15 protein-coding genes are annotated in these 12880 nt (G+C 70.9%); 4 read left to right on the top strand and 11 right to left on the bottom strand.

The features are described from left to right. Positions 1-51: 51 nt before the first annotated feature. Positions 52-261, bottom strand: a complete 210-nt coding sequence (locus JOE48_RS30665; RefSeq protein ID WP_245253006.1) for a DUF4142 domain-containing protein — start codon at positions 259-261, stop codon at positions 52-54. After that, positions 225-668: a hypothetical protein gene (locus JOE48_RS28740; protein WP_245253005.1), complete on the bottom strand. Its 444-nt coding sequence runs from the start codon at positions 666-668 to the stop codon at positions 225-227. Before JOE48_RS28740 ends, JOE48_RS30665 begins: the two co-directional genes overlap by 37 nt. Positions 669-1008: 340 nt before the next feature. Between JOE48_RS28740 and JOE48_RS28735 the strand changes: the two genes are divergently transcribed. Beyond that, the gene (locus tag JOE48_RS28735) at positions 1009-2061 is read left to right on the top strand and encodes a LacI family DNA-binding transcriptional regulator (RefSeq protein WP_245253004.1); all 1053 of its coding nucleotides are present in this window, start codon (positions 1009-1011) and stop codon (positions 2059-2061) included. A gap of 187 nt (positions 2062-2248) precedes the next feature. Here the strand turns inward: JOE48_RS28735 and JOE48_RS28730 are convergent, their stop codons facing one another. Further along, positions 2249-2824: a TetR/AcrR family transcriptional regulator gene (locus JOE48_RS28730; protein ID WP_210035066.1), complete on the bottom strand. Its 576-nt coding sequence runs from the start codon at positions 2822-2824 to the stop codon at positions 2249-2251. A gap of 112 nt (positions 2825-2936) precedes the next feature. Between JOE48_RS28730 and JOE48_RS28725 the strand changes: the two genes are divergently transcribed. Together JOE48_RS28725 and JOE48_RS28720 are read left to right on the top strand one after the other, a co-directional pair. Beyond that, complete coding sequence (locus JOE48_RS28725; RefSeq protein WP_210035065.1) at positions 2937-3635, top strand: glutathione S-transferase family protein; 699 nt, start codon at positions 2937-2939, stop codon at positions 3633-3635. Positions 3636-3693: 58 nt separating this feature from the next. After that, positions 3694-4068: a tautomerase family protein gene (locus JOE48_RS28720; RefSeq protein ID WP_210035064.1), complete on the top strand. Its 375-nt coding sequence runs from the start codon at positions 3694-3696 to the stop codon at positions 4066-4068. A 259-nt stretch (positions 4069-4327) separates the two neighbouring features. On the opposite strand, the gene JOE48_RS28715 is transcribed toward JOE48_RS28720, so the two are convergent. From JOE48_RS28715 to JOE48_RS28705, 3 genes are read right to left on the bottom strand one after another with little or no spacing between them, the layout of a single operon-like run. After that, positions 4328-6073: an ABC transporter ATP-binding protein gene (locus JOE48_RS28715; protein WP_210035063.1), complete on the bottom strand. Its 1746-nt coding sequence runs from the start codon at positions 6071-6073 to the stop codon at positions 4328-4330. A gap of 13 nt (positions 6074-6086) precedes the next feature. Beyond that, on the bottom strand, positions 6087-6845 hold the full coding sequence (gene fhuF, locus JOE48_RS28710) for a siderophore-iron reductase FhuF (protein WP_210035061.1): 759 nt from the start codon (positions 6843-6845) through the stop codon (positions 6087-6089). Next, positions 6842-8086 (bottom strand): MFS transporter, encoded by a 1245-nt coding sequence (locus JOE48_RS28705; RefSeq protein ID WP_210035053.1) that lies wholly within the window; start codon positions 8084-8086, stop codon positions 6842-6844. The genes fhuF and JOE48_RS28705 overlap by 4 nt, the downstream gene beginning before the upstream one ends. A 217-nt stretch (positions 8087-8303) precedes the next feature. On the opposite strand from JOE48_RS28705, the gene JOE48_RS28700 reads away from it, so the two are divergent. Further along, entirely contained in the window at positions 8304-8522 is a 219-nt protein-coding gene (locus JOE48_RS28700; protein WP_210035051.1) for a hypothetical protein, read from the top strand. Between the two features lie 269 nt (positions 8523-8791). On the opposite strand, the gene JOE48_RS30655 is transcribed toward JOE48_RS28700, so the two are convergent. The 5 genes from JOE48_RS30655 to hflX all read right to left on the bottom strand — a co-directional run bounded on the left by JOE48_RS30655 (position 8792) and on the right by hflX (position 12637). Continuing rightward, the gene (locus JOE48_RS30655; RefSeq protein WP_245253604.1) at positions 8792-9103 is read right to left on the bottom strand and encodes a hypothetical protein; all 312 of its coding nucleotides are present in this window, start codon (positions 9101-9103) and stop codon (positions 8792-8794) included. Next, positions 9046-9342 carry an ATP-binding cassette domain-containing protein gene (locus JOE48_RS31295; protein WP_409518620.1) on the bottom strand — a complete coding sequence of 99 codons (297 nt, stop codon included), beginning with the start codon at positions 9340-9342 and terminating at the stop codon, positions 9046-9048. Before JOE48_RS31295 ends, JOE48_RS30655 begins: the two co-directional genes overlap by 58 nt. A gap of 225 nt (positions 9343-9567) precedes the next feature. Further along, complete coding sequence (locus JOE48_RS28685; protein WP_210035048.1) at positions 9568-9786, bottom strand: hypothetical protein; 219 nt, start codon at positions 9784-9786, stop codon at positions 9568-9570. A gap of 122 nt (positions 9787-9908) precedes the next feature. Then, the gene (locus JOE48_RS28680) at positions 9909-11225 is read right to left on the bottom strand and encodes an adenylate/guanylate cyclase domain-containing protein (protein WP_210035046.1); all 1317 of its coding nucleotides are present in this window, start codon (positions 11223-11225) and stop codon (positions 9909-9911) included. Beyond that, positions 11225-12637 (bottom strand): GTPase HflX, encoded by a 1413-nt coding sequence (hflX, locus tag JOE48_RS28675; RefSeq protein ID WP_210035044.1) that lies wholly within the window; start codon positions 12635-12637, stop codon positions 11225-11227. Before hflX ends, JOE48_RS28680 begins: the two co-directional genes overlap by 1 nt. Positions 12638-12880 lie beyond the last annotated feature (243 nt).

The raw sequence follows: 12880 nt of genomic DNA, 5'->3' as shown, positions 1-12880 counted from the left end.
CTTCTCGGGTCCGGTGCGGAGGCCCGCGCCGGACCGTCCCCCAGCTCCGCGTCAGCCGGGCTGCTGGCCGCCCATCCGCGCCTGCATCCGGGTGAGCTGGGCGATGTGCAGGTTGATCAGCGGCAGCGCGCCCCGGGCGATCCGGCGCTGGCCCGGATCGTCGCCCGACTGCGCGTAGGCGCCGTGGATGCCGAGCGCCTCCTGATGACCCTGGAGCGAGGCGTTCACGAAGGTCGCGTCGTATTGCGGCCCCGGCGGCATCCCGGTGAGCTGCGACAGGATCTGTGCCTTCTGCGCGTCGGTGGTCGTGCCCTGGGGCGGCGGCGCCGGCCACCGCCACCGGTGCCGCGACGAGGCCGCCGGTCAGGTCGCCGGGGGCCTGCGGCCCCGGGGCCCGGAGCCGGGATCGGCGCGCCGCCGGTCGGGGCGCTGATCTTCCGGGACAGGATCACCTCGGCGCGGGAGAATTTCCTGACCATCGGGTTCGTGGTCGTCTCGTGGGCGTCGCGGGCGGTGTTCTCCAGGAACAGGCCGCCGGTGGCCGCCATCCGGAGATTGGCGCCGGCGGGGATCGCGCCGGCCGGCGTGACCTGCGCGATGACGGTGCGGGTGAGCGCCAGGGCCGCGGTGGCGCCCAGCATGGTGGTGACGATCGCGCGACGGTGCATCGGAGGACAGGTTCCGATGGGATGAGGCACCCGACGCCCCGCTCATCGCTGAGGTGCCGCCTGGCGAACCTCACGACGCGGACAAGGTTCCTGCTCAAGCGCCCGCATCGCGCGTCCGGACGAGCAGGTCGACTGCGGTGATACCGGTTCTCGTGTACTTTCCGCCGTTATTTATCCTATTCGATGGTGTCTCCGCGCTCGACACGCAGCTTTATCTCCGATCCGGCCGGCTCTAGACTGGCCGACCGGACGAGGCCGCGTTCGGGCGTCGCGCGGCACCGCGCATCTCGGGCGCGCCGGCCCTGCCGTATGAACCGGGGCTGAGGTGACGATGGGCCAGATGACGATCAAGGACGTCGCGCGGCGGGCCGGCGTGAGCTTCCAGACGGTTTCCCTGGTCCTGAACCATCCCGAGAAGGTCGCCCGGACCACGCGCGAGACCATCGAGGCCGCCATGCGCGACCTGGAATTCGTGCCGAGCCTCGCGGCCCGCTCGCTGCGCAAGAAGCCGAGCCGCAGCATCGCCTGCGTGTTCGCCGTGGGCGACCGGCCCGACGATGCGGCCGGCCTGACGCAGGAGACCGACGAGGGCATCCTCCTGCAGGCCTTCGCGGCCGTGACCGACCAGCACGGCTACACGCTGATCCACCGGCGCTGGTGCCGCGGCGCTCCGGACGGCTTGAGCCGGATCACCGGCCTGGTCAGCGAGGCTCGGGTCGACGGCATCGTGGTCGTCGCGGATTGCCGGGACGACCCGCTGATCGCGATGCTGCAGGCCAAGCGCTTCCCCTTCGTGGTGTTCGGCCTCGACGCGCCCGGCGCGCATTTCGCGGTGCGGGCCGAGCGCGACGCCATCTTCGAGGCGGTGCGTTACCTCGCCCGGACGGGCAGCCGGTCGATCTGCTTCCTCAAGGGCGCGCAGGACGGGCGACGGTCGCCGACCGTCGCCGAGCGGTTCCGGGGCTACCGGGACGCCCTCGCGGAAGCGGGGCTGCCCCTGCGCGACGATCTCGTCGTCCCGTGCGGCTGGACATCGGAGGACGGCCATCGCGCGACGCTCGGCCTGCTCGACCGTCCGGATCGGCCGGACGCGATCGTGGCGGCGGATGACCGGGTGGCGTTCGGGGTCCTGAAGGCGCTGCACGATCACGGCGTCCGCGTCCCCGGGGCGATCCGGGTGGTCGGCTTCGACAATTGCGTCCAGAGCGCCTTCACGATCCCGAGCCTCACCTCGATCGAGGGGCCGACCCTGGAGATGGTCCGGTTCGCCTTCGCGACGCTCGTGGAGGTCATCGAGGGCACGCGCGCCCCGGACGACCTCGCGCAGCGCCTGTTCCCCACCCGCCTCGTCGTGCGCGAGTCCACGGATACGGGGATGCGGCCGCAGGTCTAGGGGGCGAAATCTGACGCTTGGCACCCGCCGTGAGGGTCTGCTTCCGACCCTGTGCCGAAGCTGGGAATGTCCGCGTGCAGGCTGCTCAGTGGGGCCGCGATCTACGGCAGGGATGGGTGGATCTCCGCCTGACCGCTTACGGTCGGCCCAGCATGGACGCGGACCTTGTCTTCGTGCGCGCTGTCGATCAGTTCGGCAGGAGTCCCGCCTCTTGATAGCTTCTGACCAACGAGTCGAACAGATTTAGGTCCGAACGGCTTCGAGCGATGATCTGAGCTCCGGCTACAGCAGCATAGATGGCACGCGCTCTCGTCTCCCCGTCCTTCGGCTCGACGAGCTTTGCAGCAATTAATTGCTTGCGTAGCCAAGCCGCATTCACGTCGGCAAAAGACTGGACCTCCTTCAGAACCTGCTCAGGCAACGCGTCATATTCTGTCGCCATGAAGCTGCTGAGGCACATGCGATTGTTGCGCTCCAGAGAGAGGCGAAAAATGTTGGGGTATTGCCGCAGCGCTTCTATCGGACTCTGGGCATTCGTTGAAATCGCTTCAAGATCGCGGGAAATATCTTCCCAATAGCGGCGCGCGACGGCCTCGCCGAGGATGGCCTTGTTGGCGAAGTAGTAGTTGATGCTTGCGGCCTTGATGCCGACCGCTTCCGCGAGATCGCGGAAATTGATGCCGCCGTAGCCATAGGCCATCGCCGCTTCCCTCGCGGCCACGAGGATCGCCTCACGCACATCCCGCTTCAACGTCGCTGCCATTCTCAACCTCCATCTGTCATATGGCAGACAGGGGTTGACGGCACAAGGTGACGGTCCTAGCTTGCTGCCTGTCATCTGACAGACAGACAGTTCCTGGGAAAGCGAGACGCCGATGTCCGACAAGCTCAAGCTCTTCACCTCACCCTCGGCCTTCCCGAACCCGCAGCGCCTGCGGATCTTCATGCACGAGAAGGGCATCGCCGATCACTTCGACGAAACGGTCTACGAAATGTCACCGGTCGGCGAGCAGCGGGGTTGGAAGCACCTGAAGATGAACGCTTGGGGCGAGACACCGACCCTCGCGCTCGCCGACGGCTCTTACCTGAGCGAGACCGCCGCCATCGCCCGCTACCTCGACGACACGTTCGAAGGCCGCAAGATCATGGGCGAGACGGCACACGAGCGTGGCCTCGATCAGATGTGGGACAACCGGGTGTGGGTGCACATCCTCTATCCCATCGTCACCGCATTCCATGTCCTGCATCAGGGTCTGGGCCCGAAGCTCGAACTGACCAGCAATCCGGCCTGGGGCGAGCACGCCCGCAAGGTGGCACTGGCGCATGCCGGCTTGGTCGACCGGCACCTCTCCGACGGCCGTGCGTGGCTGCTGGGCGGCGATCAGCCGACGTTCTCGGACATCACGTTGGCGACGGCCATCGCGTTCTCCAAATTCCCGGTGAACGCCACGCCGCTCGATGAGCGCTTCGAGCATCTCGATGCCTTCTGGCAGCGCTGGCAGTCGCGGCCGACCTTCATCGCCGCCTATGCGGACAGGAGCAGCGGTGTGCCGGAGATCGACAACCGGACGTGAGCGCCCGGCGGTCGGTCCCGGCCGGGGTCCGACCGCAATCCTGCCCGAGGAGGTCATCATGCCTTTTGCACGTATCGATTTGATCCAGGGGAAAAGCCCCGAGTACCGCGCTGCCGTGGCGGACATCGTCTATCGAGGCATCGTCGACATCCTCGAAGCGCCCGATGGCGACCGCTTCGTAGTGATCGGCGAGCACAAAGCAGATAATCTTGTATATGATCCGCAATTTCTCGGCTTCAGCCGGTCGCCGGACTTCATTTTGATTCAGGTCACCAGCACCGTCGGCAACAAGAAAGACACCAAGTTCGCCTTCTACCGTTTTGTTGCCGACGAACTGAAATCGAAATTGGGGATCCGACCTGACGACATCATGATCAACATGGTCTTTGTCGACAAGGAGGACTGGTCGTTCGGTGATGGTCAGCCGTGGTAACGGCTTCCGATATCACCTTGGTTCACAACGGCAGGGCCGACGATTGATGACCGCTTTGGGAGCGCCAGCGGTCATCGTAACGCCTGGCATGGCTCGTAGGCAGAACGGCCACTTGCGCGCAATAGATCAACTTTCGCATCCCACCCTCGGCGAACGCCGCGAGCCGGTATCGAGCGTCGGATTTCGACCACTCGCCGGCTGCCGCAAAGACGGGGATGAAGCCTGGCCGGCCACTATGCGGTCCGCGCATCGTGCGGCCCTATTCCGCGGCGAGGACCGGGTTGTCCGCTCCGCTCCCGAACTGGGCCGCATGCAGGCGGCTGTAGGGGCCTGCTGCGGCGAGGAGCGCCGCGTGCCGGCCCGCCTCGACCACCCCGCCCTCCCCCAGCACCACGATCCGATCGGCGTCCCGGATCGTGGCGAGGCGGTGGGCGATCACCAGCGTCGTGCGCCCGCGGGCCAGCTCGGCGAGCGCCCGCTGGATCTCCCGCTCGGTCTCGGTGTCGAGGGCCGAGGTCGCCTCGTCGAGGATCAGGATCGGGGGGTTCTTCAGGAAGACCCGCGCGATGGCGAGGCGCTGCTTCTGCCCGCCCGACAGGCGCACGCCGCGCTCGCCCACCACCGTGTCGAGCCCCTCCGGCAGGCTGTCGAGGAGCGCGCCGAGCCGGGCGCGCCTTGCGGCCGCGTCGATCTCGGCCTCGGTGGCGTCGAGGCGGCCATAGGCGATGTTCTCGCGGATCGTGCCGGCGAACAGGAACACGTCCTGCTGCACGATGCCGATCTGCCGCCGCAGGCTCGCCAGGGTCATGTCGCGGAGGTCGATCCCGTCGATCGTGATCCGCCCCGCCTCGACCTCGTAGAAGCGCGGCAGCAGGGCGCACAGCGTGGTCTTGCCGACCCCCGAGGGGCCGACGAACGCCACCGTCTCGCCGGCCGCCACCGCGAGGTCGAGGCCGGTGAAGACCGGGCGGCCCGGGCCGTAGCCGAAGCCCACCCCCTCGAAGCGGATATCGCCGCGCAGGGCTTCGACCGGGCGGGCGTCCGGCCGGTCGGTGATGTCGGGTTCGGTGGCGAGCAGCGCCTGGTAGCGGCGGAAGCCCGCCACGCCCTTCGGGTAGGTCTCGACCACGGCGCCGATCTTCTCCAGCGGCCGGTAGAACACGCCGACCAGCAGCAGGAAGCCCACGAAGCCGCCCGGCGTCAGGTCGCCCCGGACCACGTAGGCGGCGCCGCCGAGCAGCACGGCGATCTGGACGAGGCGCAGGCCGAGATAGTTGATCGACAGCCCCGCCGCCATCAGCCGGTAGGCCTCGAGCTTGGTGTCGCGGTAGCGGGCGTTGTCGCGGGCGAACAGGGCGCGCTCGTGGGGCTCGTTGGCGAAGGCCTGGACGACCCGCATGCCGCCGACATTTTCCTCGATCCGGGCGTTGAAGGCGCCGACCCGGCCGTACTGGGCCTGCCAGTTGCGGGTCATGCGGCCGCCGTAGCGGATCGACACGAAGGCGATCACCGGCAGGATCGCCCCGGTGATCAGCGCCAGCGGCGCGTGGACCATGAGCATCAGCGCGAAGGCGCCCAGCAGCGTCATCACCGCGATGAACAGGTCCTCGGGCCCGTGATGGGCGACCTCGCCGATCTCCTCCAGGTCCTTGGTCACGCGGGCGACGAGGTGGCCGGTCTTCTGGCCGTCGTAGAAGCGGAACGAGAGCTTCTGCAGGTGGTCGAAGGCCCGCGCCCGCATCGTCGTCTCGATGTTGATGCCGAGCACGTGGCCCCAGTAGGTCACCACCACCATCAGCCCGGCATTGGCCACGTAGATCAGCGTCAGCGCCGCCGCGGCGAGCAGGATCAGGCTCCAATCCTGCCGGGGCAGCAGGGAGTCGATGAAGCCCTTCACGGCCACGGGAAAGCCGAGTTCCAGCAGGCCCGACAGCACCGCGCAGCCGAAATCGACCAGGAACAGGGTCCGGTACGGCCGGTAATAGGCGAGGAAGGCCTTCAGCATCGCGCGGCTCGGATCAGCGTTGGGCGGCGCACGCGACGGGGCAGAGCGCGCCGCAGGACGGCACCCCCGGCAGGCGGTGGCGCAGGCAGCAGACGCGTCGCCGCCGGCAGCCCGCAGCGCCCGGGCAGAGCGCCTGCGACAGGGGGCTCCTAGCGCAGGCCGGGCCGGCGCGCCATCCGAGGCAGGAAGCGACGTCGTCACAGGCCGTCCCCGCCCCGTCTCCGAGCGCACCGTCGAGTTCGCGGGCGACGTAGTCGAGGATCACCGCGGCATTGCCCCAGAGCACCCGGGGCGCGATCCCGCAGCGGGCGTGGCACAGCTCCACGAACGGACGCAGATGGGCCTCGACCAGTCCGGCGAGGCCGGGCGCCGGGTCGCAGCCGAGCGCCGCCTCGGGGATGAGGAAGCGGGTGGGGCGGCCGGCCGCGTCGAGTTCGAGGCGCAGGGCGTCGAAGGCCAGGGGCAGCGGCCGGCCGAGGCGCATGAGGGCGGTCAGGGCGGGGGTGGCCAGCGCGGCCAGATAGAACTGGCTCCAGTACGAGACCAGGACGCGTCGGTCGTGAGCCGCGCAGGCGGTGCCGCAGCCGGTGCCGCAACCCGTGTCGCAAGCCGCGCCGAGTCCCGCCGAGAAGGCCGCGAGGGTCGCGTCGAACAGGCCGGGGTCGCGCAGTGCGCAGAGGGGCAGGGCCTCCGCCCCGCCGGGACCGGCGGCGACGCCGCCCCGGTAGGCCGCGAGGGAGTCGGGGACCTGAGCGGCGACCTCGGCGATCATCGCGCCGCCCCGTCGGCCCGCAGGGTCCGGGCCACCGCGACGGCGAGCCACGCCACCGCGGCGGCGTAGAGCGGCAGGGTGGCGGCGAAGTAGCCCGGCCAGCCGATCCAGCCGGCGAGCGCCGGGGCGGCCACCCGCAGCGGCATGGCGGCGAAGAAGGCCGCGCCGAACAGCAGCGCGTAGTCGGTGGCGGGCTTCGGCCCCTGGGCCCAGCGGTAGATCATGTTGAACACCGGCACGCCCAGGAACCCGCCGGCGACGAAGTTCAGGATCGTGGCGGCGACCCCGAGATCCGCCGATCCGGCCGCGCAGGCGGCGGCCATCAGGGCCCCGGAGGCGAGGACGCCGAGCGCCCCCGCGGCGATCAGCCGGACCGTGCCGAACCGGGCAGCGAGTCCGCCGGCCGCCAGCGCCATGACCAGGTTGACCGCCGGCAGCACGGTGCCGGTCAGGAATCCGACCTGCGCAAGCGGCACGCCGAGATCCAGGAGTGCCAGGGTGTTGGGCCCGGCCAGCAGGTAGGAGGCGGCGAAATAGGCCCCGAGCGCGAGCACCCGGCCCGCCAGCAGGCGCAGCCGCGCGAGCGACCCCGACCATCGTTCCGGACGGCCGCCGGCGCCGCGACGCCGGGCCTCCGGATAGCCGAGGATCGGCAGGAGGCAGAGGGCGTCGAGGGCTGCGCAGGCCAGGACCGCGCCGCGCCAGCCGAGGCTGTCATAGGCGCCGACCAGCACGCCGACCCCCAGGATGCCGCCGAGGGAGGCCCCGCACAGCTTGGCCGAGGCCACGGAGGCGCGCTGCGCCGCCGGCACGGTCTCGACCACCAGGGCCTCGAGGGCGATGTCCATGGTCGCCACGCAGGCGCAGGCCGCGATCGCCAGGGCGAGGAGCGCCGGCAGCGGCCAGTGCTCGCCGAAGCTCAGGGTCGCCAGCAGGAGGATTGCCGCGCCCTGCGCGGCCGCGATCCAGCCGATCCGATGCGCGAGGAAAGGCAGGCGCAGGCGGTCGAGGAGCGGCGCCCAGAGGAAGGTCAGCCCCACCGGCAGGTTGATGAGCTGCAGCAGCCCGACCTCGGCCAGCTCCACGCCCCGCGCCCGCAGGATCAGCGGCGCCCCACCGGACAGGAAGCCGAGCGTGGCCCCGAAGGTCACGGACAGGCAGAAGAACGGCGCCAGCGGGCGCAAGGCCGCCAGGGTGTCGACGACCCGGGCCCCGACGGCGAGTCCGGCGGACCCGGTCACCGCGGCCGGGATCCGGTGCCGGGACAGGCATCTGCCCGATGGCTGCAGTTTATAATCACACTAATCTATTGATTTGCCTTGGGTTTTACCGTTTAGGCGCAGGCGTTCCGGCGATCAAGCCGGAGCGGCCCGCAGCATCCCGCCGCACCGCCCGCGCCCCGACATTAACCATTCGTCAACCATGTTCCGGGCAGATTTTCCCATGGAGGGATCAGCCATGCCGCGACACCGGGACTTCGACGTGCTCAGTGAGGCGCAGATCGCCGCAGGCCGGACCCAGAAGCGCTGGGTCGAGCCGAAGGCCCAGTTCCGTCCCACCGCGCCCCAGGCGGTGGCCGACCTGCTCGACACGATCCAGCACGTGGCCGAGGCTGCCACCGGCGAGCGCAGCTTCCTGCACCTGCGCCCCGAAGCGGGCCGGCAAAGCGGCCGTTGAGACGGGGCCGCGTTCGAAGCCGGCCGCACCCGGATCGAGGCTCCCCGGCCTGACCTGCCCAAAGCACCGCGCGTGCCGGCGGGCGCCTCAGAGGCCTTCCCCGCGCGCCGGCGCTGCGGGATCAGCCAGGACCGAACAGAGAGCCGGCGCCGTTCAGCCATCCGCGCCCACTGCCCCGGTGATCGGCTGCGGCCCGGAGAGCCGGGTCGGCAGGGCGTCGATCCGCAGGCATCGGCGCAGCGCCCGCCAGAGCGCGTCGACCGCCCTTGTCACCAGAGCGGTGGCGGCGATCCGCAGCAAGGCCAGGTCGAGGCGCAGCTCCGAGATCGCCGCATCGACGGAGAAGCCCAGCGTCGTGACCCCGGGATGCCGAAGATCGCGCTCTCCCGCAGGATCAGCTCCCAGCGATAGAGCAGATAGGCCAGGATTTGCCCGTCGAGCCGCGGCACGGTCTCGTAGGCGCGAGATCGAGGCCCCCTCGGCGCGTCGGCCCGGTAGGGGATCGCCTCGGCGTGCCGGCTCATCAGGGAGGCGACGATCCCGGCATTGTGCAGCCCGAGTGCGAGGATCGCCGGCAGCATCGAGGGACCCAGCAGCTGCAGCCCGACCTAGGCCAGCATGTATTCCGGGGTGGAGCGCACCACCACGAGGAGCGCCCGTCCGCGGGGATGCCCGAGGCGGCTGCCTGGGGCACCAGCGCCACGGACGCGGGCGCCTGCCCGTGGATCAGGCCGATCAGGGTCGATTTGCCGGCGCCCGAGCGGCCCATCAGCGCGACGCGCTCGCCTGCCCGCACGGTCAGGTCGATGCCGGACCGCACCGGGCGCCCGCCTTCGGACGCGGCAGCGTTTTCAAGGACGATGGCTGCCCTGTCGCCCGCCACGGCCTTAAGTCCACGAGACCGGTCGACCGGCCGACCTCGAGGAGCTGCGCGTAGGCGGCGTTGGTCACGGGTACGAATTTCGAGCGCCCGAACGGCTCCAGGATCGCCGGATCAGTGATGCCGATCAGCCCCGCATGGCCGGGATCCGCCGCGCCGGACGGATCAGCGGTGATGGCGATGATGGTGGCGATGCATCCGGTGGGCGCGGTGCCGCATCATCCGGGATTCCATCCGGGCGTTGCGGTGCATGCCGCCGAAGCGGCCGTTGCCCTGCGCGGCCGCATTCCGGTCGAGGCCGTCGCCCGGAGAGGCCAGGCTCGGGCCGGCTGCGCCGAGGACGAGGCCGAGCGCGAGCGTCGCGCCGAGAATGATCTTGTTCATGGGACGGATGTCTCCCCGCGACCCTGCGCCGCGCGGACCGAACGGATCAACATCGGCCGGGTTCCGGCATCGCGCGGAATCGCGCCGCGGCATCCTGCGGCAGGGGATCCGCGCGCTGGCCGTCACGCCGCGAGGGCGAACAGCGCGAGCGGCTCGGGCAGGCGCGCCTGCGGCACCGGAACGGCGCGGAGGCCGGCGGGGAGCGCCCCATCGAGGAGATCCAGAAAATCGCCCGAGGCCGCGACTTCGATCTCGGCCGCCTTGGCCTGGGTCTCGATCCGAGCCAGGGCGTTCATCGCCGGACCCAGCACCGTGTATTCGGCCCGGACCCCGTCGTCGAAGACCCCGACCAGAAGGTCGCCCGCGTGCAGGGCGACGATGAGGCGCAGGGTGAACAGGCCCTCGCGCGCCCGCGCCGCGTTGAGGGCGGCCATCCGCCGGCGGATCGACAGGGTGCAGGCCAAGGCCGCCCGCGCCTGCGCGCCGGGCTGGCCGACCACGAACTGCGCCAGCACCGCGTCACCGATATACTTGTCGACGACGCCGCCCTGCTCCGCCACCGCCGCCTGCGCGGCTGCCCGGACGGCCAGCAGCGCCGTCACCATCGCCTCGGGCGGGTGCTCGCGGGAGAGCCGCGAGAAGCCGCGGATGTCGAGGATCATCAGGCAGGCGTGGCGCCGGTGGACGCCCAACGCCGTATCCCCGTCCTCGGCGGCGAGGTCGAGGGCGACCGTGTCGGGCACGAACCGCGCGAGCTGGGTCCGCTCGTGCTCCATCCGCAGGGCCCGCGCCACGGCGGCGCGCAGGCGGGCCGTGCCGTCGACCACCAGCAGGCCCGCCGCCACGAAGGTGGCGAGGCCCGTGATCTGCGCGGTCGGGAACGTGTCCGGGCCGGGGAACAGCTCCGGATACAGCACGCCGACCAGGAAGGCCGCGCTCCAGCAGGCGGTGACCAGGCCGCAGAACAGCAGCGTCTGCGCCACCCGCATGCTCAGGCCGGTCTGGAGCAGGAGCAGGAAGGCCGGCAGGCGGCTCACCGCGTCGGCGCCGAGGCCGGCCCCGCCCCCGGCCAGCATGTGCTCGATGATGACGTAGATGGCGAGCCCGGCATTGAGCAGCGTCCCGGCCCAGCTATAGGCCCCGGCGAACGGTCCGCCGCTCCGCTCGCCCAAGCCGAACCAGACCGTGCCGAGGCCGTAGAGACCGAGGATGAGCCAGTGGCTCAGGGCGTGCAGCGAGCCGTCATAGGCCTGGGCCGCCATCAGCAGCACCAGCACGATCACGATCCGCAGGCCGAGCAGCCGGAGGCCGCCGCCCGCCTGCATGGCCCGCAGCACCGCGTCCTCGTCCTGATCCGGCGGCACCGCGCGGTGCGCGACCGGCCTGCGCGTCGTCCGCAGGCCCGGGAGCGACGGGTTGCTGGCGCCGCCCGAGGCCATCAGCCGCCCCGGCCGAGGCGCCGCGCCGCCGTGAACCGGTTGAGGAAGCGCGGCTCCTTCTCGGGGGCGATCCGCACAGCCAGGTGCAGGGTGCCGTCGGCCTCCGACCGGCGGTCGAGGATCTCGGTGTTCTCGTAGAGCCAGTTCAGCGCCGCCCCGTCCTCCGGCGGCAGCGCCACCGCGAAGCTCGCGCGGTTGCGCCCGATCCGCGCCTCGATCCGGGCGGTGAGCGCGGCGAGCCCCTCCCCGGTCAGCGCCGAGACCAGGACCGGCGCGGCGCTGTCGCGGTCGTTGCGGGTCTTGGCCTGGCCGCTGAGGTTCAGGAGCCGGGTGCGCTCGTCGTCGTCGAGCAGGTCGGCCTTGTTCCAGACCTCGATGATCCGGTCGGCGCTGGTCTCGATGCCGAGCTCGCGCAGCACCTCGCCGACATCCTCGGCCTGGGCCTCGGAATCGACGTGGGAGACGTCGCGGACATGGAGCAGCACGTCGGCCTCGATGGCGTCCTCGAGGGTCGCCCGGAAGGCCGCGATCAGCGGGGTCGGCAGGTCGGAGATGAAGCCCACCGTGTCGGACAGGATCACGGTCTCGCCGTGGGGCAGCTTGGTCGCCCGGGCGGTGGGATCGAGGGTTGCGAACAGCATGTCCTTGGCGGTGACCTCGGCCCGGGTCAGCGTGTTGAACAGGCTCGACTTGCCGGCGTTCGTGTAGCCGACCAGCGCCACGATCGGGTACGGCACCCGCGCCCGGCTCTGCCGATGCAGGCCGCGGGTGCGGACCACCGCGTCGAGGTCGCGCTCGATCCGGGTCATGCGCTCCTGGATCATGCGCCGGTCGGCCTCGATCTGGGTCTCGCCGGGGCCGCCCAGGAAGCCGAAGCCGCCGCGCTGGCGCTCCAGGTGGGTCCAGGACCGGACGAGCCGGGACTTCTGGTAGGCGAGATGGGCGTGCTCGACCTGCAGCGTGCCCTCCCGGGTCGAGGCGCGGCGCCCGAAGATCTCGAGGATCAGGCCGGTGCGGTCGATGACCTTGGCGCCCCAGGCCTTCTCGAGGTTGCGCTGCTGCACGGGCGAGAGGGCGCAATCCATCACCACGAGGCCGATCTCGCGGGCGCGGATCAGGCCGGCGATTTCTTCCACCCGGCCCTTGCCGAGATAGGTCGAGGGGCGGATCCGCGGCAGGCTGATCGCGAGGCTCTCGAGCACGTCGAGCTCGATCGCGGCGGCGAGGCCTGTGGCCTCATCGAGGCGCGCCTCCACGGAGCGGGTGGGCGCGGCCTGTCCCGGCCCGGTCCCATAGGCGTTGCGCGCCAGATAAGGGCCGATCACCAGGGTGTGGGTCGCCGCGGCGATCTCGCCCTCGGGGGCGGCCTGCGCCTGGAGGCGGGCTTCGCCGGACGTCAGCGTTTCGGTCATGCGGCCTTTGGATACCGCCGGGTCGCCGGGCGGCTTCATTGGAGACGTCGGATCCGACAGAATGGGGATGCGGGCGGGCCGGGCCAAGATGCCGGGCCGGAAACGCAGCGGATATCCGCAGCCGCCCCGTCATCGCCGGGCCGCGCAGCGGGGCCCGGGATCCAGACCCGTCGACGTGCCGGATTCTGACACCCGCCGTGTTGATGGATTCCGGGCTCGCCGGCGGCGCCCCGGAACGACGGC

It is taken from the genome of Methylobacterium sp. PvR107, from assembly GCF_017833295.1.
Taxonomy (GTDB): domain Bacteria; phylum Pseudomonadota; class Alphaproteobacteria; order Rhizobiales; family Beijerinckiaceae; genus Methylobacterium.
Note: the sequence above shows the minus strand (reverse complement) of the source record. Positions and strands in the feature narration are given on the sequence as shown.

Excerpts from the sequence above, each read along its gene's own strand:
- JOE48_RS30665 (WP_245253006.1), bottom strand. The coding sequence starts at position 261 with ATGCCGCCGGGGCCGCAATACGACGCGACCTTCGTGAACGCCTCGCTC.
- JOE48_RS28740 (WP_245253005.1), bottom strand. The coding sequence starts at position 668 with ATGCACCGTCGCGCGATCGTCACCACCATGCTGGGCGCCACCGCGGCC.
- JOE48_RS28735 (WP_245253004.1), top strand. The coding sequence starts at position 1,009 with ATGACGATCAAGGACGTCGCGCGGCGGGCCGGCGTGAGCTTCCAGACG.
- JOE48_RS28730 (WP_210035066.1), bottom strand. The coding sequence starts at position 2,824 with ATGGCAGCGACGTTGAAGCGGGATGTGCGTGAGGCGATCCTCGTGGCC.
- JOE48_RS28725 (WP_210035065.1), top strand. The coding sequence starts at position 2,937 with ATGTCCGACAAGCTCAAGCTCTTCACCTCACCCTCGGCCTTCCCGAAC.
- JOE48_RS28720 (WP_210035064.1), top strand. The coding sequence starts at position 3,694 with ATGCCTTTTGCACGTATCGATTTGATCCAGGGGAAAAGCCCCGAGTAC.
- JOE48_RS28715 (WP_210035063.1), bottom strand. The coding sequence starts at position 6,073 with ATGCTGAAGGCCTTCCTCGCCTATTACCGGCCGTACCGGACCCTGTTC.
- fhuF (WP_210035061.1), bottom strand. The coding sequence starts at position 6,845 with ATGATCGCCGAGGTCGCCGCTCAGGTCCCCGACTCCCTCGCGGCCTAC.
- JOE48_RS28700 (WP_210035051.1), top strand. The coding sequence starts at position 8,304 with ATGCCGCGACACCGGGACTTCGACGTGCTCAGTGAGGCGCAGATCGCC.
- JOE48_RS30655 (WP_245253604.1), bottom strand. The coding sequence starts at position 9,103 with ATGCTGCCGGCGATCCTCGCACTCGGGCTGCACAATGCCGGGATCGTC.
- JOE48_RS28685 (WP_210035048.1), bottom strand. The coding sequence starts at position 9,786 with ATGAACAAGATCATTCTCGGCGCGACGCTCGCGCTCGGCCTCGTCCTC.
- JOE48_RS28680 (WP_210035046.1), bottom strand. The coding sequence starts at position 11,225 with ATGGCCTCGGGCGGCGCCAGCAACCCGTCGCTCCCGGGCCTGCGGACG.
- hflX (WP_210035044.1), bottom strand. The coding sequence starts at position 12,637 with ATGACCGAAACGCTGACGTCCGGCGAAGCCCGCCTCCAGGCGCAGGCC.